Genomic DNA, 22378 nt, shown 5'->3' with positions numbered 1-22378 from the left:
GGGTGCGATGTTCTGCGGAGACTGCGGCAGCTCCACGAGCGCGACGCCCGAATCGCGCCGCCGACCGGATCCCAGGCCGGGGGACACGACCGCCATCGAACGTCCGGCGAGGCGGAACAGCGGCGTGGTCAGCATCCCCGTTCACGGCTTCCGCGCCGCGACGGCGATCCCCGAGGCCCAGGCCACGGAGGCGCCCGCGGCGAACGCGTCGGAGTCGCCGGCCGGCACGGGTCCCATCCCGCCGATGACGACCACGCCCCGATTCGTGCTGGCGTTCAGCACCGGCGAGACGCGCACCGTGTTCGGCACCGGTCTCATCGGCCGCAAGCCGCTGCCGCAGCCGGGTGAGGCATTCGACCACCTGGTGCAGATCGCGGATCGCACCCTGTCGGTCTCGAAGACCCACCTCGAGTTCGGCGAGCACGACGGCGTGATGTGGATCGCCGACCGGTTCTCCGGCAACGGCACCATCGTGCGCCGGCCCGACGACGGGGCACTCCGGTGCGAGCCCGGACGGCGCTACCTCGTGCCTCGCGGCAGCCGCGTCGAGCTCGCCGAGCAGTCCTTCACCGTGGCCTGACGGAGCGCATCCCGCTCCCACTCGTCCTGCACAGCCGACGGTGCGGGCGGCGACGCTCCACCCCAGTCGGTCCGTCGAGTCGCGGTCGGCCGCCGATGATCGGATGCTGGAGTGGAACGAGACGAGACCGATCTCGCCGACGTGATCGACTTCGCCGACGCGCCGGGCGCGGCGCTCGCGCTGCCGTCGCACCCGCCCGATCCGCCGACGCCCGGATTCCCGTGGATCGCCGCGATCACCCCGGTCGGCGGGGCGGTCGTGCTCTGGGCCATCACGGGTTCCGCGCTGTCCCTGGCCTTCGCCGCCCTCGGCCCGGTCGTCGCCGTCGCCTCCGTCCTCGATGCGCGGCGACAGGGGCGACGGATGCAGCGCACGGGGGCGGCGGAGCGCGCCGAGCGGCTCGCGGCACTGCGCACGTCGGTCGCCGCCAGACACGAGCTCGAGCGCACCGCCGCGTGGCGGCGGGTCGCGCCCGCGCGCCCGATCCTCGATGCCCGGCGGCCGCTCGACTGGCGCGACGGCGATGCAGGGCATCTCGTGCTCGGTCGCGGCACGACGCGGAGCGCACTCCGGGTCGACGGCACGGCGGTCGACGCCGACGACCGCGAACTGCTCGCACGCGCTGCGCGCCTCGACGGCGCGCCGGTGCTGGCAGTCGCCGAGGGCGGGATCGGCGTCATCGGCGAGCCGGCGCTCGCGAGGTCGGCCGCCAGGGCGCTGCTCGTGCAGGTCGCGCATCGATGCCGCCCGGGGACGGTGGCGATCGCGGTGCCGCCCGGAGACGATTGGGCCTGGGCGACCGAGCTGCCCCATCGCCGGGGCCCGATGGTCGTCCGGCTCGTCGATGCGACCCTCCGCCTCGACGGGACCCTCGGCATCGACGCGACCCTCGGCCAGGTCGATCGCGGAGCCGCACCGCACGGCGAGATCGTGATCGCCGTGGCGGAGACGGCCGACGGGCTGCCGATCGGGCTCGAGACCGTCGTGGTGGTCGCGTCGCCGGGGCATGCGATCGTACGACGGCGCGGCGACGGGCACGGCGGTCGCACGATCGTGCCCGCGCTCGTGAGCCTCGCCGAGGCGGGAGCACTGGCGAAGCGGCTGGCGACGGCCGGCGACCGCGAGGGCGTCGGCCCGGCCGCAGCCCTGCCCGACGCCGTGCCGTACGACGCGCTGGAGCAGCCGACGGCCCGGCCGGGTTCGAGGGACACGCTCCGCGCGGCGGTCGGCGTGGTCGCCGACGGGCCGCTCGTCCTCGACCTCGCGACGCTCGGGCCGCACGCGATCGTGGCGGGCACGACGGGCAGCGGCAAGAGCGAGTTCCTGCTCGCCTGGATCGTCGCGCTGGCCGACGGCCATCCACCTGAGCGCGTGTCGTTCCTCCTCGTCGACTTCAAGGGAGGTGCCTCATTCGAGCCGGTCCGTGCCCTGCCCCATGTCGCGGGCATCGTGACCGACCTCGACGAGGGCGAGGCGGAGCGCGCGGTGCTCAGCCTGCGCGCCGAGCTCCGCCACCGGGAGGCCGTCCTGCGCGACGAGCGCGTGCGCGGGATCTCGGAGCTCGCTCCGCACGTCGAGCTCCCGCGGCTCGTGCTCGTCGTCGACGAGTTCCAGGCGATGATCGAGCGCTTCCCCGAGCTCGGCGGGGTGGTCGCCGATGTCGCCGCCCGCGGGCGCTCGCTCGGCGTGCACCTCGTGCTCGCCTCCCAGCGTCCGAACGGCGTCGTGCGCGAGCAGGTCACGGCGAACTGCGCCATCCGCGTGTCGCTTCGCGTGATGCACGCGTCCGACAGCATCGCGGTCGTCGGGTCCGACGGTGCGGCGTCGATCGGCTCCGAGACGCCGGGGCGCGGCGTCGTCGACGCGGGCGACGGCCGCCCGCTGCTGTTCCAGTCCGCCCGCGTCGACCCCTCGGCGATCGATCGCCTCGTGCGACGCACCACCGGCCTCCGGGCGGCTCGTCGACCGTGGGTCGGACCGCTGCCCGACCGGATCCCACCCGACGACCTCGGCCTCGCCGCACCGGCATCCGCGGTCGGGGCGGGCTCGCTCGCGTTCGGGCTGCTCGACGACCCGGATCGTCAGCGCCACGAGCTCGCGGTGTGGGACCCCGGTGCCGACGGTCACCTGCTGGTCGTCGGGGCTCCCGGCAGCGGACGCAGCTCCGCCCTGGCCGCCGTCGCATCCGCGGCGTCAGGCGCAGCGGCCGGTCCGGTGGTTCGGATCGACGGCCCCGCGAGCGCGCAGTGGGACGCGATGTGCGCCGCGGTCGATGCGATGCGGCGCGGCGACGGGCGCGGCGTGATCGCCATCGACGACCTCGACACCCGCTTCCGCGACTGGCCCGACGACCACCGGCAGGCCGCCCGCGGCATGGTCGAGGCGCTGCTCCGTGAGGGGAGGGGTCGCGGCGTCGCCGTCGTGGCGACGGCGGGATCGGCGCACCGGCTGGGCTCGGCGATCCGCGAGCTGTTCGGCTCGACCGTCGTCCTGCGGCATCCGAGTCGCTCGGACCTCGTGCAGGCCGGAGGCGTCGGGGCGCTCTGGCGCGCAGACGACCCGCCCGGTCGCGGACAGTGGCGCGGCCGGCGCATCCAGTTCGTCGACGCGCAGCCCTCTCCCGCAGCGGATGCCGGGGGCGTGGATGCGGCGGAGCCGGACCCGCCGGCGACCGCGGCGGCGGGTGGCTCCCCGGCCGGCGGCGCCGGCGCCTGGGCGATCGTCACCGCGACGCCTCGCACGGATGCCGCGGCGCTCCGGATGCAGGGGCACGATCCGATCGTGCTCGACGCCCTCGTCGACCCCACGGTGCGAGCGGCGATCGGCCTGCGAACGCCGACGGCGACCGGGCCGCGGGTCGTGATCGGGGATGCCGATGCCTGGCTGGCGAACTGGGCGCTCGCCGCCGCGATGCGCGAAGAGGCCGCGGTCGTCGTGCACGGCGGACTGCGCGAGTACCGCGTCCTCGTGCGCGACGGGTCGCTGCCGCCGCTGCTCGACGAAGGGGTGGCGCAGTGCTGGGTGCTCGCGCCGGGCGCCACGCCGCGCAGGTCGCCATGGCCGCCTTCCTCGAACAACTGAAAACGTCGGCCCGAGGCCCAATCGCATACTGAATCCGCACCGGATGTTGCCAGAAATTAACGATTCGGACATGATCGCGTGAAAGTCGACCACCAGTGTGGCAGTATCGACGCACCCCCAGCACGCGCCTGCAACCCGAATGGAGTTCCCGTGACCGCTCGGCCCCTTCCCCAAGACCCGATGATCCGTGCCCTGATCGCCCAGGCGCGACAGGCTCAGGTGAATCGCCGCACGCTCCTGGCCGGTGCCGGTGCCGGTGCCTCCGCGCTCGCGCTCGCGGCCTGCTCGACCGGTGGTGCGGGCAAGCCCAGCCCCGCGGCCGACACGTCGTCCACCGACAAGACCCTGAACTGGGCGAACTGGGCGGCCTACATCGACGAGGACGACAACGGCGACTACCCGACGCTGGTCGCATTCGCCGACGAGACCGGCATCGAGGTGAACTACGAGGTGGCCGTCGACGACAACAACACGTACTACGGCAAGGTCAAGGACCAGCTCGCCCTCGGCCAGGACATCGGCGCCGACACGGTCTGCCTCACCGACTGGATGGTCGGCCGCTGGATCCGATTCGGCTACACGCAGGAGCTCGACCACGCCAACATCCCGAACCTCTCGAACCTGACGCCGGCACTCCAGAACCCCGACTTCGACCCCGGCCGCAAGTTCTCGCTGCCGTGGCAGGGCGGGTTCGCCGGCATCTGCTGGAACAAGGAGGCGATCCCCGGCGGCCTCGCCTCGGTGGCCGACCTGTGGAACTCCGAGCTCAAGGGCCGGGTCGGCGTGCTTTCCGAGATGCGCGACACCATGGGCCTCATCATGCTCGAGAACGGCGTCGACATCGCCGGTGAGTGGGGCGACGCCGAGTACACCGAGGCGATCGAGATCCTCCGCGAGCAGGTCGAGAACGGGCAGGTCCGCAACATCAAGGGCAACTCGTACCTCGAGGACCTCAAGAGCGAGGACACCCTCGCGGCGATCTGCTGGTCGGGCGATATCACGGTCATCAACGCCGAGGCCGGCGACAAGTGGGAGTTCGCGATCCCGACCGCCGGCGGCACCCTGTGGAACGACAACTTCCTCGTGCCCATCGGGTCGCCCCGCAAGGCCAACGCCGAGGCGCTCATGAACTACTACTACGAGCCCGAGGTCGCGGCCGAGGTCGCCGCATGGGTGAACTACATCACGCCCGTCGTCGGAGCGCAGGAGGCCGCCGCCGCGATCGACCCCGAGCTCGCCGAGAACCAGCTCATCTTCCCCAACGAGGAGACGCTCTCGCAGGCTCACATCTTCCGGACCCTCACGGGAGCCGAGGAGCAGAAGTACCAGGCTGAGTTCCAGAGCATCCTGCTGGGTGCGTGAGCATGTCGGTTCGTGAGTTCGCCGAGCGCGGCGCGGATCTCGAGCTGGTCGGGATCCAGAAGCGATTCCCCGGCTTCACGGCGATCGAGGACCTCGACCTCGTCATCCCGGCCGGTTCCTTCTTCGCCCTGCTCGGCCCGTCGGGCTGCGGCAAGACCACCACGCTCCGGCTCGTCGCGGGCCTCGAGGAGCCGACCCGCGGTCGGATCCTGATCGGCGGCAAGGACGTGACCGACACCAAGTCGCACGAGCGTCCGGTGAACACCGTGTTCCAGAGCTACGCGCTCTTCCCGCACATGACGATCATCGAGAACGTGGCCTTCGGGCTGAAGCGGCGCCGCATCGCCGACCCGGTCGGCAAGGCGCACGAGGCGCTCCGCCTCGTCGAGCTCGACCACCTCGCCCAGCGCAAGCCCCAGCAGCTGTCCGGCGGCCAGCAGCAGCGGGTCGCCCTGGCGCGCGCGATCGTGAACCGCCCGGCGCTCCTGCTCCTCGACGAGCCGCTCGGCGCGCTCGACCTGAAGCTCCGCCGCCAGATGCAGCTGGAGCTGAAGGGCATCCAGGAGGAGGTCGGCCTGACGTTCCTCCACGTGACGCACGACCAGGAGGAGGCCATGACCATGGCCGACACCGTCGCGGTCATGAACAAGGGCGCCATCGAGCAGATGGGCGCGCCGGCGGAGCTCTACGACCTGCCGCGCACCGCCTTCGTCGCCAACTTCCTCGGCCAGTCGAACCTGTTCACCGGCGAGGTCGTGGGCACCACGGGCGCGGCGGTCACGATCGACGCCGGGGGAACCCGCATCGTGGTGCCCACGGCACGCGCCCAGCGGCACCAGGGCGAGGTCACCGTCGGCGTACGACCCGAGAAGGTCGCGCTGCACGCCGAGGCGCCCACGGCCACGGCCGACCGCAACGTCCTCGGACCCGGCCGGGTCATCGACGCGTCCTTCTCGGGCGTGAGCACGCAGTACATCGTCGACGTGCCCGGTGTCGGCGCGGTGCTCGTGTTCGCGCAGAACATCGGCGTCGGCCCGGTCGCGGGCGTCGGCGCAGAGGTCTGGGTGAGCTGGGAGGTCGAGCACGGGTTCGGCCTAGAGGACGACCCGGGCGAGTCCGGCCGGTTCCCGGCCGACGACTCGACGACCGCGATCGCCGTACAGCGACGCGAGGCCCTCGTGTCGGAGCTCGAGGAGCACTGACCATGGCCTTCGCAGCGTTCGCCACCACGGAGGCGCAGCCGCAGGCACCGAAGCGGAAGAGCCGGATCGCGCTCTTCCTGCTCCTGCCCGGCATCCTCTACCTGGTGCTCTTCTTCCTGACGCCGTTGATCTCGCTGATCCTCACGTCGTTGCAGGCGCCCGCGGAGTTCGGCGACATCGGCCAGTACTCCTACGCCTTCAACTGGCAGAACTACGTGACGGTGGTGCAGCAGTACCTGCCGCACATCCTCCGGTCGTTCGGGTACGCGCTCGCCGCCACCGTGTTCGCACTGCTCTTCAGCTACCCGCTCGCGTACTTCATCGGCGTGAAGGCGCGCAGATGGCCGCTGCTGCAGAGCCTCATGCTCGTGCTGGTGATCGCCCCGTTCTTCATCAGCTTCCTGCTCCGCACGCTCGCGTGGAAGCAGCTCCTGTCGGACGAGTCGTTCATCATCACCTCGCTGAAGGCCCTGTCGCTCATGGCCCCCGACGCCCACTTCACGGGCACGCCGTTCGCGGTGATCTTCGGCCTCACCTACAACTTCATCCCCTTCATGACGCTGCCGCTGTACACCACCCTCGAGCGGCTCGACACGCGCTACCTCGAGGCGGGCAGCGACCTGTACGCGAACCCGTTCACCGTGTTCCGCAAGATCACGATCCCGCTCTCGATGCCGGGCATCGTCGCCGGCACGCTCCTCACGTTCATCCCCGCCGCGGGCGACTACGTGAACGCGAGTCGCGACTTCCTCGGCGGGCCCGACACCCAGATGATGGGCAACGTGATCGAGGCGAACTTCCTCGTGCTGCTGAACTACCCGGCGGCCGCGGCGCTCTCGATCATCCTCATGGCGGCGATCCTCGTGCTCGTCAGCATCTACGTGAAGCGTTCCGGAACGGAGGACCTGCTGTGAGCGGCGAAGTCCAGGCTGCGGCCGTCCTCGGCGGGTTCACGGAGAGCGAGACGCAGGAGGACCGCGGCCCGCGCGGCTTCCCGCGCCGGCGCCGGATCGGCCTCGGCGACTGGCTCCTCCCCGTCTACACCGTCCTCGCGTTCGTGTTCCTGCTGATCCCGATCGCGTACACGTTCGTGTTCTCCTTCAACGACTCCCTCAAGTCGAACATCTCGTGGCGCGGGTTCACGCTCGACAAGTGGCTGAACGTCTGCAACGTCGAGGGCGGAGCGGTGTGCCAGGCCTTCACGAACAGCATCATCATCGGCCTGGTCGCGACGCTCATCGCCACGGTCCTCGGCACCATGATCGCGATCGCGCTCGTGCGGTACCGCTTCCGGGCCCGCTCGGCGATCAGCCTCCTGCTGTTCCTCCCGATGGCCACGCCCGAGGTCGTGCTGGGTGCCGGCCTCGCCGCGCAGTTCCTCGCGGTGGGCGTGCCGAAGGACATGACGACGATCATCCTGGCGCACACGATGTTCTGCATCAGCTTCGTGGTGGTCACCGTCAAGGCCCGCGTCGCCAGCCTCGATCCCGCACTCGAGGAGGCCGGCCGCGACCTCTACGGCTCGCCATCGCAGGTCTTCTGGCGGGTCACGTTCCCCCTGCTGACGCCGGGCATCCTGGCCGCGGCCCTGCTGTCGTTCGCCCTGAGCTTCGACGACTTCATCATCACGAACTTCAACTCGGGCTCGGTCTCGACGTTCCCGAAGTACATCTACATCTCGGCTTCGCGTGGCATCCCGGCAGAGGCCAACGTCATCGCGTCCGCGGTGTTCCTCTTCGCGCTCGTGCTCGTGATCGGCGCGCAGGTCTCCCGCGCGGCGCGCGCGAAACGGCTCGCGAAGCTCGGCTGACCCGAACCGAGCCGACGACGGATGCCGCGCGGGAGCGATCCCGACGCGGCATCCGCCGACGGATCAGATCGTCGCGCGCACCTGGCCGACCCGACGCTCGCCGCCCATGACCCACAGGTCGAGCTCGGTCTGCACGGCGTCGACGGCGGCGTCCTGCAGCGCGCCGGCCTCGGCGAGCAGCCGCAGCGCGATGATGGTGGACGCACGCGACGACCCGTCGAGCACCTTCAGCGCGGTGGTCGTGCCGTTCGGCGCGGTCATGACCATGACGCCCTCGGCTCCCACCTTCGCGAACACGCCGAGCCGCTCCATGGCCACGGTGTCGGGCTGGCCGGGTCCGCCGACCGCCCACGCGTGGTCGCGCGCCGCCTCCGTGAGGGCGGCCGCCTCGCGGTAGAGGGCGAACGGCGACGACGACGCCGCCGTCGTGATCTTCTGGATGCCGCGGGCCAGGGCGCGCAGGCTGACGGCGTGCACGGGCGCGCCGCATCCGTCGACGCCCGTGGCCGCCGGGCGTTCGCCGGTGAACCGCTCGAGGACGTCGAGGATGCGCTTCTGGAGCGGATGCTCGGGATCGAGGTAGCCCTCGAGCGGCCAGTCGTTCGCGACGCAGGCGAGCAGCATCGCGGCATGCTTGCCCGAGCAGTTCATGTAGACGCGCTCGCGAGGTGCGCCGCTCCGGATCAGCTCGTCGCGTGCGGCCTGATCGGTCGGCGACGCGGGCGGGCAGCCGAGTGCCGAGGTCGGCAGGGACTCGCGGGCGAGGAGTCCGCGCACGAGCGCGACGTGCGCCGCGGTGCCGGAGTGGCTCGCGGTCGCGATCGCCGCGTCCTCGCCGCGGAGCGAGACCCCCGACGTCATCACGGCGACGGCCTGGAACGGCTTCAGGCAGGACCGGGGGAAGGTCGGGGTGTGCGTGTCGCCGAGCGCGCGCAGCACCTCGCCCTCGGGGGAGAGCACGACCGCGGAGCCGGCGTGCCTGGACTCGATGAAACCACTGCGTTCGACCACGGCGAGTTCGACGGCGTCGGAGACGGAGAATGTGCCGGGCACGCGCGCTACCCGAGCGACGCGAAGCCGTCGTCGAGCACGCGGAGTCCGTCTTCGATCAGGGCGTCGCTCACCGCGAGGCCCGGGAGGAAGCGGAGCACGTTGCCCCACGTGCCGGCGCTCAGGAACAGCACGCCGTGCTGGGCCGCGTATGCCACGAGGGCGGAGACCGCCTCGGCGTTCGGCACCTTCGTCGTGTCGCCCGTGCCGGGCTGCACCAGCTCGATGGCGACCATCGCGCCCGTTCCGCGGATCTCGCCGATGAGGTCGTAGCGCTGCTTCAGGCGCTCGAGGCCCGCGGTGAGGGTCGACCCGATGCGCTCGGCCTCGCCGAGGAGGTGGTCCCGCTCGATCGACTCGAAGACGGCGATCGCCGCGGCGCAGGCCACCGGGTTGCCGCCGAAGGTGCCGCCGAGCCCGCCGGGCTGCGACGCGTCCATGATCTCGGCGCGGCCCGTCACCGCGGCGAGCGGCAGCCCGCCGGCGATGCCCTTGGCCGAGAGCACGACGTCGGGCTCCCACCCGAAGTGCTCGCTCGCGAAGTATCGGCCGGTTCGCGCCATGCCGCTCTGGATCTCGTCGGCGATCATGACCACGCCGTGCTCGGTGCACCAGCCCTGCAGGATGTTCAGGTAGCCGTCGGCGGGCACCATGAAGCCGCCCTCGCCCTGGATGGGCTCCACGACGAGGCAGGCGAGGTCGCTCGCCCCGACGACCTTCTCGAGGTAGGCGATCGTGCGGGCCGCGGCATCCGCACCCGAGAGGCCGTCGCGGTAGGGGTAGGAGCTGGGGGCGTGGTAGACGTCGCCCGCGAACGGGCCGTAGCCGGTGGCGTACGGGTGGGCCTTGTAGTTCATGGCCATCGTGAGGTTGGTGCGGCCGTGGTAGGCGTGGTCGAGCACCGCGACGGCTCGACGGCCGGTGAACTTGCGCGCGATCTTCACGCCGTTCTCGACCGCCTCGGCGCCCGAGTTCACGAGCACGCTCTTCTTCTCCCAGTTGCCCGGCGTGTGCTCGGCCAGGAGCTCGGCGACGCGCACGTACTCCTCGTAGGGCGTGATCGTGAAGAGCGTGTGGATGACGTCCTGCAGCTGGTCGGCCGCCGCCTGCACCACGTGCTGCTCGGTGTGGCCCACGGTGGTGACGCCGATTCCCGCGCCGAAGTCGATGAACCGGTTGCCGTCGACGTCGACGAGGATCGCGCCGTTCGCGCGCTCGATGTACACGGGCAGCGCGGAGGAGACGCCGGCCGACACGACCTTCGCGCGTCGTGCGTGCAGTTGCTCCGACTTCGGACCGGGGATGGCGGTCACGACCTGACGCTCCTGGGGCACGGCGTACACCGGTGCGGTCGCGGTCTCTGCGGGAATCTGGGTGTCAGTCATGATGACTCCACCCTATCGCCGCCGCACCCGGGCGCCGTGGCCGCCGGGAGTGCCAGAATCGGATGACGCGACCCACCCGACAGGAGGCCCGGATGCTCGGCGAACACCACTATGCGGTCGAGCTGGAATGGCAGGGCGATCGCGGCGAGGGCACGTCGGGCTATCGCGCCTACGGCCGGCAGCACGTCGTGCGCGCCGCCGGCAAGCTGCACGACATCGCGGGATCGAGCGACCGGGTCTTCCACGGCGACCGCGAGCGCTGGAACCCCGAGGAGCTGCTGCTCGCGGCGCTCAGCGAGTGCCACATGCTCTCGTACCTGCACGTCGCCACCCGTCATGGCGTGATCGTGCGCGGGTACACGGATGCCGCCACGGGCACGATGATCGAGGACGGCCGTGGCGGCGGCGCGTTCAGCGAGGCGACCCTGCGTCCCCGCGTCGTCGTGGCGGATGCCTCGATGCTCGCGGTCGCCGGGGAGATCCACGCCGAGGCCGCCGAGAAGTGCTTCATCGCGGCATCCGTCGCGTTCCCGGTGCACCAAGAACCGACGGCCGTGGTCGCCGGCTGACCCTCAGCCCGCCGCGGCGGGGATGGTCGCCTGGGCGGGCGGGCACGGGTGTCCGCCCACGAGCCGCGAGCAGGGCGGGAAGAACGCGGGCAGCCGCTCGGCCTCGGGGTCGCCGAACCAGCGATGCCAGATCCGCCAGAAGTTGAGGTTGCCGAACGCGCTGCAGCCGTCGCCGGTGTCGGGGTCGGCGAGGGTCGCGTCACTCGGCTGGTACGGCGTGTAGTTGTAGAGGTTGGCGGTGGCCTGGTTGCGGATCTCGACGGCAGAGGCGCCGCACGCGGCATCCGGGTGGTAGCCGACCTGCACGGTGCCGATCCGGTACGCGCGGTCGGGCTCCTCGGTGTACTGCCGGAACTGCCACGCCGCGTTGTACACCTGGTTGAAGAAGCCGAAGTACTTGGTGTCGCAGTCGGCGGTGTCGGGGCATCCGTACCCGGTCGCGCGCTCGTATCCCGAGATGCTCGGACGGCTGAGGAGGGACTGCTCCTTCTGGAGGAGCACGAGGAGGCTGCGCGGGCTGATGCCGCAGGCCTCGGAGACCTTCGCGATGATGCGGCTGGCGCGCTCGCGGATGCCGCCGCGGTACTCCGCGCAGTGCGCGCCGCCGACGGCGGGCTGCGTGGTCGTCGACTGCGTGTAGTCGGCCAGGCACTCCACGCCCTCGTCGGGCCGGCACGACACCGACTCGAGGAACGCCTGGATCTCCTCCTCGCTCATCGCCCCGCTGTCGTAGAACGCATCGTCGCTCACGATGTGGCCGGGGTCGAACTCGGTGGCGGGCGGCTCGGGCAGCGTGCCGCGCGTCGACGTCGCGACGGCGGACCCGGCGTCGTCGACCGGTGACGTGCACGCGGCGAACGCCACCACGACGAGTGCCGCCGCGGCACAGCGGGCGGCGACCTCAGCGATGCTCATCGTGCCGACGATACCGGGCCGACGCGAGGCGATGCTGGGAATCCGCGTCAGACGCGTTCGCGCGGCGCGACGCGGTCGGCGAGCTTGGCCAGCGTGCCGGCGGGCGGCGTCTCGTTGTAGCGGCCCGCCAGCTCCTGGCCGGTCAGCTCGTGGATCGCGGCCATGATCTCGTCGGTCGCCGCGCGTCGCGCCCGGCCCGAGGAGGCGGCGCCGTGGCGGCTGAGGTCGAGCGGCGCACCGAATCGCACGGTGACGGGGCGGATCCGTGGCAGCTTGGCGCCGACGGGCTGGATCTCCTGGGTGCCGACCAAGCCGACGGGCACGACCGTGGCGCCCGTCTGCAGCGCCAGCCAGGCCACGCCCGTGCGTCCGCGGTAGAGGCGCCCGTCGAGCGAGCGGGTGCCCTCGGGGTAGAGCGCGAACGCCGCTCCAGATTCGAGGATGCGGCGGCCCTGGTCGAGGGCCTCCTGCGCCTGCGCCCCGACGCCGCGCTCGACGCCGACCGCCCCGATCGCGGTGAAGAAGGTGCGCGACACCCATCCCGAGAACCCGGTGCCGGTGAAGTAGTGCGACTTCGCGAGGAATTGCACGGGACGAGGCGAGGCCAGCGGGATCACGATGCTGTCCACGAACGAGAGGTGATTGCTCGCGAGGATGACCGGGCCGTGCTTCGGCACGGATTCGGCGCCGGTGATGGTGGGCCGGTAGGCCAGGCGCACCAACGGGCGCAGGATGCCGCGGACGATGCGGTAGAGCGGACCCTGTCGCACGGTGGTTGCGGGGACGGCGTCGGCCTCGATCTCGCTCACCATACGACTGTAGGCCCGTGGGCATGCCGGCGCCGGAATACGCGGACACGCGATGATGCGACGCGAGACGCGGCGCATCGCGCCGGGATGCGGGAGGATGGTGCGCATGGACGTACCGGGCGACGGCGAGCTCATCGAGCTCGAGGAGGCGGGCGCGCGCGTGCTCGTGCTCGGCGGCCAACGGCGCCAGCCGACCGCCGACACGGTGCTGCGCGGCCTGATCGCCGAGGCCTCCGGGGTGCCGGCCGACGATGTCGAGCTCATCCACGCCTGCGGGGTGTGCGGCGCGCGGCACGGCCGGGTCAGCGTCCCGTACCCGCTCACCGCGTCGGGTGCCTCGTGGTACGCGGACGTCGCCGTGTCGGGCGACACGGTCGTCGCGGCGGCGGCGACGCGGCATCCGCTCGGGGTCGGCATGGAGGTCGCCACGCTCGACGCGGGGGCCGTGATCGACGAGGCGGCGTTCCACGTGAGCGAGCTCGCCGCGCTCGGAGAGCTCGACGCGTCACGCGGCGCGCTCGTGCGGGCGACCCTGTGGGCGCGCAAGACCGCCCTGCTCCGGGCCGTCGGCCACACCGACTTCATCGAGCCGTCGCGGCTCGCGCTGTCCATCCCCGGCGAGGACGGCGGCACGGGACGCATCGTCCGCAGCGTGCCCGAGTTCGGCTCGGTGTGGCGGCAGGTGCGCTTCCACGACGTGCCGGTGCCCGGCAACCGCGCGGCATCCGTGGCCGTCATCGGCTGAGCGCACGCCGCCGACGACCGCAGCGGCGGGACGGCGCGCGAGGGGGCGATCGCCGTACAGTGGGAACGTGCGCAGCGTCATCATCCTCGGCTCATCCGGTTCGATCGGCACGCAGGCGCTGGACGTCATCCGGGCCAACCCGCGGCGCTTCGAGGTCGTCGGGCTCGCGGCCGGCTCGAACCGTGCGCTCCTCGAGACGCAGGCGGCGGAGTTCGGGGTCGACCACACCGCGATCGGGATCGAGGAGGCGGTGCAGCTCGTGCGCGACGTCGACGCCGACGTGGTCCTGAACGGCATCACCGGCTCGGTCGGCCTCGCACCGACGCTCGCCGTGCTCGAGCGCGGCACCACCCTCGCCCTGGCCAACAAGGAGTCCCTCATCGTGGGCGGCGACCTCGTGACGCGGCTCGCGGCGCCGGGTCAGATCGTGCCCGTCGACTCGGAGCACTCGGCGATCGCACAGGCGCTCCGGTCGGGCTCCGACGACGAGGTGCGGCGACTGGTGCTCACCGCGTCGGGCGGCCCGTTCCGTGGGCGGAAGCGGGAGGACCTCGCGGAGGTCACGCCTGCGGAGGCGCTCGCGCACCCCACGTGGGACATGGGCCTCGTAGTCACGACCAACTCCGCGACGCTCGTGAACAAGGGACTCGAGGTCATCGAGGCGCACCTCCTCTTCGACGTGGAGTACGACCGCATCGAGGTGGTGGTGCATCCGCAGTCGATCGTGCACTCGATGGTCGAGTTCATCGACGGCTCCACGATCGCGCAGGCCTCGCCGCCCGACATGCGGCTGCCGATCTCGCTCGGCCTCGACTGGCCCGACCGGGTCGGCGGCGTGGGCCGCCCGCTCGACTGGAGCACGGCCACGAGCTGGACGTTCGAGCCGCTCGATGCCACGGCGTTCCCCGCCGTCGCGCTCGCCAAGCAGGTCGGCCGGGCCGGCGGCGAATACCCGGCGGTGTTCAACGCCGCGAACGAGGAGGCCGTGGCGGCGTTCCACATGGGCCGTATCGGGTTCCTCGACATCGTCGACACGGTGCGAGCCGTCGTCGATTCGCACGAGTCGTCGTCGGGCGAGCTCACGGTGGCCTCGCTGACGGAGGCGGAGCGCGCCGCACGGCACTCCGCGAACGAGCTCATCCGACGCATCTCGGGCTGAGCGGCATCCGTTCTCACAGCCGAACGACAGCGGACCCCAAGGCGTCGGCAGTACGCTCGTCGGGTGGATTCCGTGCTCGCCTTCATCCTCGGCGTCGTCATCATCGTGGTGGGCCTCGCCGTGTCGATCGGCCTGCACGAGATCGGGCACCTCGTGCCCGCCAAGCTGTTCGGCGTCAAGGTGACCCAGTACATGATCGGCTTCGGGCCGACCATCTGGTCGAAGCGCCGGGGCGAGACCGAGTACGGCGTGAAGGCGTTCCCCCTCGGCGGCTACATCGCGATGATCGGCATGTTCCCGCCGGCCAAGGGCGCGCGCGTGCACGAGGACTCGACGGGGTTCTTCCGCGGTCTCGTGCAGGACGCCCGAGATTCCAGCATGGAGTCGATCACGCCCGGCGACGAGGACCGCGCGTTCTACCGACTGCCCGTGTGGAAGCGCATCGTCATCATGTTCGGCGGCCCGTTCATGAACCTCGTGCTGGCCGTCGTGCTCTTCGCGGTGCTGCTGATGGGCTTCGGCGTGGCGCAGGCCTCGACGACCGTCGGGTCGGTCTCGGCCTGCGCCCTTCCCGCGACGAGCGAGCGCCAGACCTGCGAGCCCGGCGACCCCGCTGCGCCGGGCGCGGCGGCGGGCATCGAACCGGGCGACCGCATCGTCTCCGTCGCCGGCGAGCCGATCGACTCGTGGACCGAGTCCACCGCGATCATCCGCGAGAGCCCCGACGAGCCCATCGACCTCGTCGTCGTACGCGGCGGTGCGGAGGTGACGCTCGCGGTCACGCCGATGCTGAGCGAACGCTACGTGACCGACGAGAACGGCCAGGTCGTCACGGATGAGTCGGGCGAGCCGGTCACGGTGCAGGTGGGCTTCGTCGGCATCAGCCCCGCCTCCGAGACCGTGCAGCAGCCCGTGACCGCGGTGCTCCCCGCCGTCGGGGAGAACATCGCCGGGGTCACCGGGATCATCGTCAACCTGCCGCAGCGCATCGTCGACGTGGCGAACGCCGCGTTCGGCCCCGGCGAGCGCGACCCCAACGGACCGATCTCCGTGGTGGGCGTCGGGCGCGTGGCCGGCGAGATCGCGAGCCTCGACGAGATCCCGCTCGCCTCGAAGGCCGCCGGCCTCATCGGCATCCTCGCGTCGCTCAACATCGCGCTCTTCGTCTTCAACCTCATCCCGCTGCTCCCGCTCGACGGCGGCCACATCGCCGGCGCCCTGTGGGAGGCGATCCGCCGCGGCTTCGCGAAGCTGTTCCGCCGGCCCGATCCCGGCCCGGTCGACCTCGCGAAGCTCATGCCGCTCACCCTCGGCGTGGTCGTGGTGCTCGGCGCGATGAGCGCGCTGCTCATCTATGCCGACATCGTGAAGCCGGTGACGCTCCTCTGAGCCGCGCCCGGTACTCCCGGAGGAGTAGCCGATGAGCCTCCGCCGGGCCGATCCGGCGCGTGCGTCGCAGCGCTACGATCGGTGGATGCCCGTCACCCAGGGGGACGGACGGCCCCACTGGGACGGACGGTGGGACGGACGACCCGACCGCTTCCGTCCGCCGCCCGGGGTCACGCTCCTGGCCCCGGTGATCATCAGCCTGCTCGTGCAGGTGCCCGCCGCGATCGGCATCGCGGTCTGGCTCCGTGTCGGCTGGGCGGCCGGTCTCGCCCAGGTCGCGCTCGCCGCCACCGGCCCCCTCGCACTGCTCGCCGCCCGGCGGTATCCCGGCCCGACGGTCGCCGTCGTGTCGGCTGCCGCCCTCGCCGACCTCCTGCTCACCCCCGACGTCGGGCCGCCCTACGTGGCGCTCGCGTTCGCGATCGTGCTCGGGATCGCGCGCGGCGCGATGCTGTGGACCGTGCTCTCCGTGGTCGTCGCGTGGGTGGCGGCGATCGTGCTGGGCGCCGTGGTCGGGCTCGACTGGCATCCGTTCCGCATCGCGCTCACCACGGCCCTGTTGGCGGCGTGCTTCGGCGTCGGCGCGTTCGTCCGGGTGCGCCGCGAGCGCGCCGAGGAGTTCCGGGCCGAGGCGATGCGCCGCCGCCAGACGGCCGAGCAGCGCGAGCGCGTTCGCATCGCGCGTGAGCTGCACGACGTGATCGGCCACGCGCTCTCGCAGATCAACGTGCAGGCGAGCGTCGGCCTGCACCTCATGGACCGGGATCCCGAGCAGGCGCGGTCGGCCCTCTCCGCCGTCAAGGAGACGTCGAGGACCGCGCTGGAGGAGGTGCGCAGCGTGCTCGGCGTCATCCGCACCGAGGGCGATGCCCCGCTCGCGCCGCAGGCCGAGCTCGCCGAGCTGCCCCGGCTCGTCGCGGGCGTGCGCTCGCCGGGCTTCGACGCCGAGCTCGTCGACCGGCTCGACGGCGCGGTGCCCGGCCGGGCGGCGCAGTTCGCCGCGTACCGCATCGCGCAGGAGGCCCTCACCAACGTGGTGCGGCACGCCGGCGCGACGCGGGCCGTGGTCGCGGTGGAGCGACTCGGCGACGAGCTCCTCGTCACCGTCGACGACGACGGCGCCGGCGTGCAGGGTTCGCCCGAGGGCAGCGGGATCCTCGGCATGCGCGAGCGGGCGGCACTCCTGGGCGGATCCGTGGAGGTCGGTGCCTCGCCGCGCGGCGGCACCCGTGTGACGGCGCGGCTCCCGTGGGGAGCAACGCCGTGATCCGGGTGGCGCTGGCCGACGACCAGCTCCTGGTGCGTGCCGGCTTCCGGGCGCTGCTGCAGGCGGAGGACGACATCGCGGTGGTCGGCGAGGCCTCGAGCGGCGAGGAGCTGCTCGCGCTCGTGCGCCGGGATCCGGTCGACGTCGTGCTCATGGACATCCGCATGCCCGGCGGCGACGGGCTCTGGGCCACCGAGCAGATCGCGGCGGATCCCGCGCTCGCGGGGGTGCACGTCGTGATCGTCACGACGTTCGAGCTCGACGAGTACGTCGCCCGGGCCATCCGCGCCGGCGCCGGCGGCTTCCTCGTGAAGGACACCGAGCCCGTCGACCTCCTCCGGGCCGTGCGGGTGGTGGCGAGTGGCGAGGCGCTGCTGTCGCCGGGGGTCACCAAGCGGCTGCTCGAGCGCATGGCCGTCGGGCTCCGCGACGCACCCGACGCCGAGCGCCTGGCCGCCCTCACCGACCGGGAGCGCGAGGTGCTGCAGCTCGTCGGCCAGGGGTTGACGAACGACGAGATCGCCGAGCGGCTCGTGCTCTCCCCGCTCACCGCGAAGACGCACGTGTCGCGGATCATGGCGAAGCTCCACGCGCGCGATCGGGTGCATCTCGTGGTGGTCGCCTACGAGTCCGGCCTCGTCGCGCCGGGCTGGCAGCAGTAGCCCGAACGACCGGCCTGCTCCCGTGGGAGCAGGCCAGGTGTCTCCGCCGGGCGGATTCGCGCTCGGCCCCGCGTCGCGAGCATGGAATCGACGGTCCATTCCGGGACCGCACGATCAAGGGACACATCATGCTCACCACCCTCGCGACCACCGCGGTCGTCGCCCACGCCGGCCCCTGGGCGGCCGGTTGGGGCTGGGCCTTCTTCCTCATTCCCGTCTTCTGGTTCCTCGTCATCGGGCTGATCATCTTCCTCGTCACCCGTGGGCGCCGCCGCGCCTGGGCGAACGGCGGCCCCGAGGGCTACGGCCCGCCGTGGGCCCGCGGTGCCAGTGCCGAGTCCACGCTCGCCGAGCGCTTCGCCAAGGGCGACATCGACGAGACCGAGTACCGCGCCCGCCTGGAGGTGCTGCGCGCCAATCGGCCGAACGCGTAACGGCGCAGGCTGACACGAGGGGGCGGATGCCGCGGCATCCGCCCCCTCGTCGATCGGGATTCACCGGCGGCTCAGCCGCCGAGCGCCCGCTCGAGCGCCGCGGCCTGGTGGCGGTGGCCGACGGTCTCGTAGCCGACCACGACCACGAACGGCGACGCCGCCGTGATGAGGATGCCGACCCCGAAGGTCGCGCCGGCCGCGACGGCGGCCACTGCCAGCACGAGGACGACGACGCTGCCGATGAACAGCCAGATGTGGAACGGATCGAACTGGCGCAGCAGCAGCGAGTAGATCGTGAACAGCGCGACCATGAAGATCCCGACGGGCACGACCACGGTCAGGAGCGCCTGCACGATGCCGATGTGCGCGACGCCCTCGATCTCGTAGGCGGCCACGTGCAGCCCCGCGCCGGTTCCCGCCAGCGCGAAGAAGATGAAGTAGTGGAGGTAGCCCCACACGAAACCGCGCGGTCGATACCGCGCGAGCACCTTGCCCGACGGCATCGTGAAGTACACCCACCACAGGCCGAAGGCGAGCGCCGTGCCCCCGAATGCCACGAGGACCGCCTCGACCGACCAGTCCTGCTCGTCGATGACGGCGGAGATGGCGAGGATCGTGCCGAGGATGATCTCGCCGAGGGTGATGATCACGAGCAGTCCGTACCGCTCGGCGATGTGGTGGGCATGCCACGGCGTGCCCCCTTCCCGCCCGTGCTCGGCGACGTAGGGGCCGACGAGCTCCATGGCGATGAGGAGCAGCGTGAAGCCGATCGTCGGCGCGACGGGCAGGTTCACGAAGATGACCACGATCCACCCGACCTGCGTCACCGAGACGAAGAGCACGTAGGTGAGCGCCGTCCGTCTCCTCGCCGGGTCGTGCTTCGCGGCGCGCAGCCAGAGCGCGATCGTCGCGACGCGCATGACGACGTACCCGGCCACGACGACGCCGTTGTCCACGTGCTCGCCCTCGTCGAGCGAGTGGAACAGCGTCGGCAGGCCGAGGGCGAGCACCAGGACGCCGAGCATCTCCACCATCGTCGCGACGCGGAAGAAGATGTCGTCGTTGTCGTAGGCGGAGGCGAGCCACGAGTAGTTGATCCACGCCCACCAGATCGCGAACACCGCGAAGGCGAAGCCGCCGATCGCCGGACCCCAGTGCCCGATCTCGAGCAGATGCGCGGTCTGCGCGCCGGCCTGGCTGAACGCCACCACGAACGTGAGATCGAAGAGCAGTTCGAGCGGCGTCGCCGTGCGGTGCGGCTCGTCGGGATCGCGGCCGACCATCCGCCGCATGCGGTGGTCGAGCGGCGGCCGAGCGGATGCCTCGACGTGCGCGCCCTGCGTGCCGCTCTCGCTCATCGTGCGCTCCTCACCGGGCACGCCGGATGGCCCGTCGCATCATGCTGCCACAGGCTCCGGCGCGTTCGCGCCCCTATCGCGAGAGCAGCAGCGCCTCGCCCTGGCCGCCGCCGCCGCAGAGCGCGACCGCGGCACGGCCGCCGCCCCGACGGGACAGCTCGAGCGCGGCATGCAGCGCGAGGCGGGCACCGGACGCGCCGATCGGGTGCCCGACGGCGATCGCGCCGCCGTGCACGTTGACGACGTCGGACGTGATGCCGAGGTCGCGCATCGACTGCAGCGATACGGCCGCGAAGGCCTCGTTGATCTCGACGAGGTCGAGGTCGCCGGCTTCGCCGCCCTCCTTGGCGAGTGCCGCGGCGATCGCGTTCGCAGGCTGCGAGTGCAGCGAGTTGTCGGGGCCGGCGACCTGCCCGGCGGCGCCCACCAGGGCGAGCCAGGGGAGTCCACGGGCCTCGGCCCATTCGCGGCTCGCGACCACCACGGCGGCGGCGCCGTCGGAGAGCGGCGACGAGTTGCCCGCCGTGATCGCCCCGTCGGAGCTGAACGCAGGGCGCAGCCGGCCGAGCACCTCGGGGGTGGAGTCGGGGCGCACGCCCTCGTCGGCGGCGACCGTGATCGGGTCGCCCTTGCGCTGCGGCACCTCGACGGGCACGATCTCGTCGTCGAAGACGCCTTCGGCCTGGGCCTTGCCGGCACGCACGTGCGAGGCGGCGGCGATCTCGTCCTGCTCCTCGCGGGTGAGCCCGTAGCGAGCGTTGAAGCGCTCGGTGGACGCCCCCATCGAGTCGTGGTCGAAGGCGTCGGTGAGTCCGTCGTTGGCGGCGTGGTCGAGCATCTCGACGGTGCCGTATGCCCAGCCCTTGCGCGACCCCGGCAGCATGAGCGGGGCCTTGGTCATGGACTCCTGGCCGCCGGCCACGACGACGGATGCCTCGCCGAGGCGGATCAGCCGCGCGGCATCCGTGATGGCGACGAGGCCCGACAGGCATACCTTGTTGACCGTGGTGGCGGGCACCCGCCACGGGATGCCGGCCGCGACGGCGGACTGCTTCGCGGGGTTCTGGCCGGCGCCCGCCTGGAGCACCTGGCCCATGATCACGGCGTCGACGTCGTCGGGGGAGACCCCGGCCTTCTCGAGCGCGCCGCGGATCGCCGTGGTGCCGAGTTGGACCGCCGTCTGCCCCGCGAGGTTGCCGTTGATGCGGGCGAACGGGGTGCGTGCCCCCGCGATGATGACGACGTCGGGGATGCTCATGTTCCGGGACTCCTTCGTACGGGTTGCGAGCGATGCGTGTTCGACTCTATTGTACTTTCCTGAGACCTGAACCACCTGTCAGGTTCGTTCATACACGTCCAGCCATTCACTGTTGAGAGGCACTCACATGCGGGTTACGAAGAAGTACCTCGCGACGGCCGTCATCGCCGCCGCGACCATTGCGCTCGTCGGGTGCGCCCCGACCGCGGCATCCGGCGGCGGCGACGCGGCAGCGACCGATGCCGGAGCACCGGTGAAGGTGGCGATGCTCACGAGCCAGACCGGCCCGCTCGCCGCCTACGGCGCGGCGTACACCGCCGGGTTCGAGGCCGGCCTCGACTACGCCACCGACGGCACCGGCACCGTCGACGGTCGCGAGCTCGAGATCGAGTGGGCCGACGACCAGGGCAACCCCGACACCGCCGTCTCCAAGGCCAAGGACTTCATCGGCCAGGGCTACCAGATCCTCGCGGGCACCGCCGCGTCGGGCATCGCCACCGCGCTCGCCGAGCAGGCCGCGCAGAACAAGATCCTCTACATCTCGGGGCCCGCCGCCGCCGACGCGATCACCGGGATCAACGAGTACACGTTCCGCTCCGGCCGCCAGACGTACCAGGACGTGGCCACCGCCGGCACGTTCATCGGCGACCCGGCCGGCAAGAAGGTCGTCGTCTTCGCACAGGACAACGCGTTCGGCCAGGGCAACCTTGCGGGCGTGCAGGCCGTGCTCGGCGGCCAGGGCGCCACCGTGGAGGGCGTGCTCGTGGCCGAGGACGCCACCGAGTTCACCCCGTTCGCCCAGCAGCTGCTCGGTGCATCGCCCGACCTCGTCTTCGTCGCGTGGGCCGGCGCCTCCTCGGGCGCCATGTGGACCGCGCTGGCCCAGCAGGGCGTGTTCGACGCGGTGCCCGTGGTCACCGGACTCGGCGACACGGCGACCTACGGCGCCTACGGCGACGCATCCGCCGACATCTCGTTCCTCAACCACTACTTCGGCGGCGCCGCGGGCACCGAGGTGGAGGCCGCGATGATCGAGCACCTCGAGGAGGCCGGCGCCACGCCCGACCTCTTCTCGCCCGACGGCTTCGTCGCCGCGCAGATGATCGTGCAGGCGATCCGCGAGGGCGGCGACACCGTCGACGGCATGATCGACGCGCTCGAGGGCTGGACCTTCGACTCGGTCAAGGGTGAGATCACGGTCCGCGAGGAGGACCACGCGGTGATCCAGCCGATGTACCAGGCCAAGCTGACGCAGGACGGTGCGACCTGGGTGCCCGAGCTGGTCGAGACGATCGACGCCGAGACGGTCGCGCCGCCGGTCGCCGGCGAGTGAGCCATCCGGC

Annotated in this window: 20 protein-coding genes; 14 read left to right on the top strand and 6 right to left on the bottom strand. The window is 71.9% G+C overall.

The window, feature by feature from the left end:
* Positions 1–124 precede the first annotated feature (124 nt).
* From EV187_RS00995 to EV187_RS00970, 6 genes are all read left to right on the top strand, one after another.
* Complete coding sequence (locus EV187_RS00995; RefSeq protein WP_130351184.1) at positions 125–580, top strand: FHA domain-containing protein; 456 nt, start codon at positions 125–127, stop codon at positions 578–580.
* Positions 581–691: 111 nt separating this feature from the next.
* Entirely contained in the window at positions 692–3661 is a 2970-nt protein-coding gene (locus EV187_RS00990; protein ID WP_130351183.1) for an FtsK/SpoIIIE domain-containing protein, read from the top strand.
* A 180-nt stretch (positions 3662–3841) separates the two neighbouring features.
* Positions 3842–5023, top strand: a complete 1182-nt coding sequence (locus EV187_RS00985) for an ABC transporter substrate-binding protein (protein ID WP_130351182.1) — start codon at positions 3842–3844, stop codon at positions 5021–5023.
* Between the two features lie 2 nt (positions 5024–5025).
* Positions 5026–6225: an ABC transporter ATP-binding protein gene (locus tag EV187_RS00980; protein WP_130351181.1), complete on the top strand. Its 1200-nt coding sequence runs from the start codon at positions 5026–5028 to the stop codon at positions 6223–6225.
* Positions 6226–6227: 2 nt separating this feature from the next.
* Positions 6228–7139, top strand: coding sequence for an ABC transporter permease (locus EV187_RS00975; protein ID WP_130351180.1), 912 nt, complete (start codon positions 6228–6230; stop codon positions 7137–7139).
* Between the two features lie 95 nt (positions 7140–7234).
* The gene (locus EV187_RS00970) at positions 7235–8035 is read left to right on the top strand and encodes an ABC transporter permease (protein ID WP_242609461.1); all 801 of its coding nucleotides are present in this window, start codon (positions 7235–7237) and stop codon (positions 8033–8035) included.
* A 63-nt stretch (positions 8036–8098) separates the two neighbouring features.
* Here the strand turns inward: EV187_RS00970 and EV187_RS00965 are convergent, their stop codons facing one another.
* Together EV187_RS00965 and gabT are read right to left on the bottom strand one after the other, a co-directional pair.
* Positions 8099–9088 carry an asparaginase gene (locus EV187_RS00965; RefSeq protein WP_130351179.1) on the bottom strand — a complete coding sequence of 330 codons (990 nt, stop codon included), beginning with the start codon at positions 9086–9088 and terminating at the stop codon, positions 8099–8101.
* Between the two features lie 5 nt (positions 9089–9093).
* A complete protein-coding gene (gabT, locus tag EV187_RS00960; RefSeq protein WP_130351178.1) occupies positions 9094–10470 on the bottom strand; it encodes a 4-aminobutyrate--2-oxoglutarate transaminase in 1377 nt (458 codons plus the stop codon).
* A gap of 62 nt (positions 10471–10532) precedes the next feature.
* Between gabT and EV187_RS00955 the strand changes: the two genes are divergently transcribed.
* The gene (locus tag EV187_RS00955; RefSeq protein ID WP_423190862.1) at positions 10533–11039 is read left to right on the top strand and encodes an OsmC family protein; all 507 of its coding nucleotides are present in this window, start codon (positions 10533–10535) and stop codon (positions 11037–11039) included.
* 3 nt (positions 11040–11042) lie between these two features.
* On the opposite strand, the gene EV187_RS00950 is transcribed toward EV187_RS00955, so the two are convergent.
* Positions 11043–11954 carry a hypothetical protein gene (locus EV187_RS00950; protein ID WP_130351177.1) on the bottom strand — a complete coding sequence of 304 codons (912 nt, stop codon included), beginning with the start codon at positions 11952–11954 and terminating at the stop codon, positions 11043–11045.
* A gap of 47 nt (positions 11955–12001) precedes the next feature.
* Complete coding sequence (locus EV187_RS00945; RefSeq protein WP_130351176.1) at positions 12002–12766, bottom strand: lysophospholipid acyltransferase family protein; 765 nt, start codon at positions 12764–12766, stop codon at positions 12002–12004.
* Between the two features lie 103 nt (positions 12767–12869).
* Between EV187_RS00945 and EV187_RS00940 the strand changes: the two genes are divergently transcribed.
* The 6 genes from EV187_RS00940 (at position 12870) to EV187_RS00915 (ending at position 18419) form a co-directional block, all read left to right on the top strand.
* A complete protein-coding gene (locus EV187_RS00940; protein ID WP_130351175.1) occupies positions 12870–13508 on the top strand; it encodes a 4'-phosphopantetheinyl transferase family protein in 639 nt (212 codons plus the stop codon).
* A gap of 67 nt (positions 13509–13575) precedes the next feature.
* Positions 13576–14667: a 1-deoxy-D-xylulose-5-phosphate reductoisomerase gene (gene dxr, locus EV187_RS00935; protein WP_130351174.1), complete on the top strand. Its 1092-nt coding sequence runs from the start codon at positions 13576–13578 to the stop codon at positions 14665–14667.
* 63 nt (positions 14668–14730) lie between these two features.
* Positions 14731–16056, top strand: coding sequence for a M50 family metallopeptidase (locus tag EV187_RS00930; RefSeq protein WP_207221701.1), 1326 nt, complete (start codon positions 14731–14733; stop codon positions 16054–16056).
* 31 nt (positions 16057–16087) lie between these two features.
* Positions 16088–17323, top strand: coding sequence for a sensor histidine kinase (locus EV187_RS00925; protein ID WP_130351173.1), 1236 nt, complete (start codon positions 16088–16090; stop codon positions 17321–17323).
* A complete protein-coding gene (locus EV187_RS00920) occupies positions 17320–17985 on the top strand; it encodes a response regulator transcription factor (protein ID WP_130352164.1) in 666 nt (221 codons plus the stop codon). Before EV187_RS00925 ends, EV187_RS00920 begins: the two co-directional genes overlap by 4 nt.
* Before the next feature lie 128 nt (positions 17986–18113).
* Positions 18114–18419: an SHOCT domain-containing protein gene (locus EV187_RS00915; RefSeq protein WP_130351172.1), complete on the top strand. Its 306-nt coding sequence runs from the start codon at positions 18114–18116 to the stop codon at positions 18417–18419.
* A 71-nt stretch (positions 18420–18490) separates the two neighbouring features.
* Here the strand turns inward: EV187_RS00915 and EV187_RS00910 are convergent, their stop codons facing one another.
* Positions 18491–19777, bottom strand: coding sequence for a low temperature requirement protein A (locus tag EV187_RS00910; RefSeq protein WP_242609370.1), 1287 nt, complete (start codon positions 19775–19777; stop codon positions 18491–18493).
* Between the two features lie 73 nt (positions 19778–19850).
* Positions 19851–21035 carry an acetyl-CoA C-acetyltransferase gene (locus tag EV187_RS00905; protein ID WP_130351171.1) on the bottom strand — a complete coding sequence of 395 codons (1185 nt, stop codon included), beginning with the start codon at positions 21033–21035 and terminating at the stop codon, positions 19851–19853.
* A gap of 127 nt (positions 21036–21162) precedes the next feature.
* Between EV187_RS00905 and EV187_RS00900 the strand changes: the two genes are divergently transcribed.
* A complete protein-coding gene (locus EV187_RS00900) occupies positions 21163–22368 on the top strand; it encodes a substrate-binding domain-containing protein (protein ID WP_130351170.1) in 1206 nt (401 codons plus the stop codon).
* Positions 22369–22378: the final 10 nt, after the last annotated feature.

Source organism: Agromyces ramosus (assembly GCF_004216665.1).
In the GTDB taxonomy this organism is placed as follows: domain Bacteria; phylum Actinomycetota; class Actinomycetes; order Actinomycetales; family Microbacteriaceae; genus Agromyces; species Agromyces ramosus.
The sequence above is the reverse complement of the archived record's forward strand: the minus strand, read 5'-3'. Positions and strand labels throughout refer to the sequence as shown.

Excerpts from the sequence above, each read along its gene's own strand:
- EV187_RS00975 (WP_130351180.1), top strand. The coding sequence starts at position 6,228 with ATGGCCTTCGCAGCGTTCGCCACCACGGAGGCGCAGCCGCAGGCACCG.
- EV187_RS00910 (WP_242609370.1), bottom strand. The coding sequence starts at position 19,777 with ATGAGCGAGAGCGGCACGCAGGGCGCGCACGTCGAGGCATCCGCTCGG.
- EV187_RS00905 (WP_130351171.1), bottom strand. The coding sequence starts at position 21,035 with ATGAGCATCCCCGACGTCGTCATCATCGCGGGGGCACGCACCCCGTTC.
- EV187_RS00900 (WP_130351170.1), top strand. The coding sequence starts at position 21,163 with ATGCGGGTTACGAAGAAGTACCTCGCGACGGCCGTCATCGCCGCCGCG.
- EV187_RS00985 (WP_130351182.1), top strand. The coding sequence starts at position 3,842 with ATGATCCGTGCCCTGATCGCCCAGGCGCGACAGGCTCAGGTGAATCGC.
- EV187_RS00915 (WP_130351172.1), top strand. The coding sequence starts at position 18,114 with ATGCTCACCACCCTCGCGACCACCGCGGTCGTCGCCCACGCCGGCCCC.
- EV187_RS00950 (WP_130351177.1), bottom strand. The coding sequence starts at position 11,954 with ATGAGCATCGCTGAGGTCGCCGCCCGCTGTGCCGCGGCGGCACTCGTC.
- EV187_RS00925 (WP_130351173.1), top strand. The coding sequence starts at position 16,088 with ATGAGCCTCCGCCGGGCCGATCCGGCGCGTGCGTCGCAGCGCTACGAT.
- EV187_RS00955 (WP_423190862.1), top strand. The coding sequence starts at position 10,533 with ATGACGCGACCCACCCGACAGGAGGCCCGGATGCTCGGCGAACACCAC.
- EV187_RS00980 (WP_130351181.1), top strand. The coding sequence starts at position 5,026 with ATGTCGGTTCGTGAGTTCGCCGAGCGCGGCGCGGATCTCGAGCTGGTC.
- gabT (WP_130351178.1), bottom strand. The coding sequence starts at position 10,470 with ATGACTGACACCCAGATTCCCGCAGAGACCGCGACCGCACCGGTGTAC.
- EV187_RS00945 (WP_130351176.1), bottom strand. The coding sequence starts at position 12,766 with ATGGTGAGCGAGATCGAGGCCGACGCCGTCCCCGCAACCACCGTGCGA.
- EV187_RS00940 (WP_130351175.1), top strand. The coding sequence starts at position 12,870 with ATGGACGTACCGGGCGACGGCGAGCTCATCGAGCTCGAGGAGGCGGGC.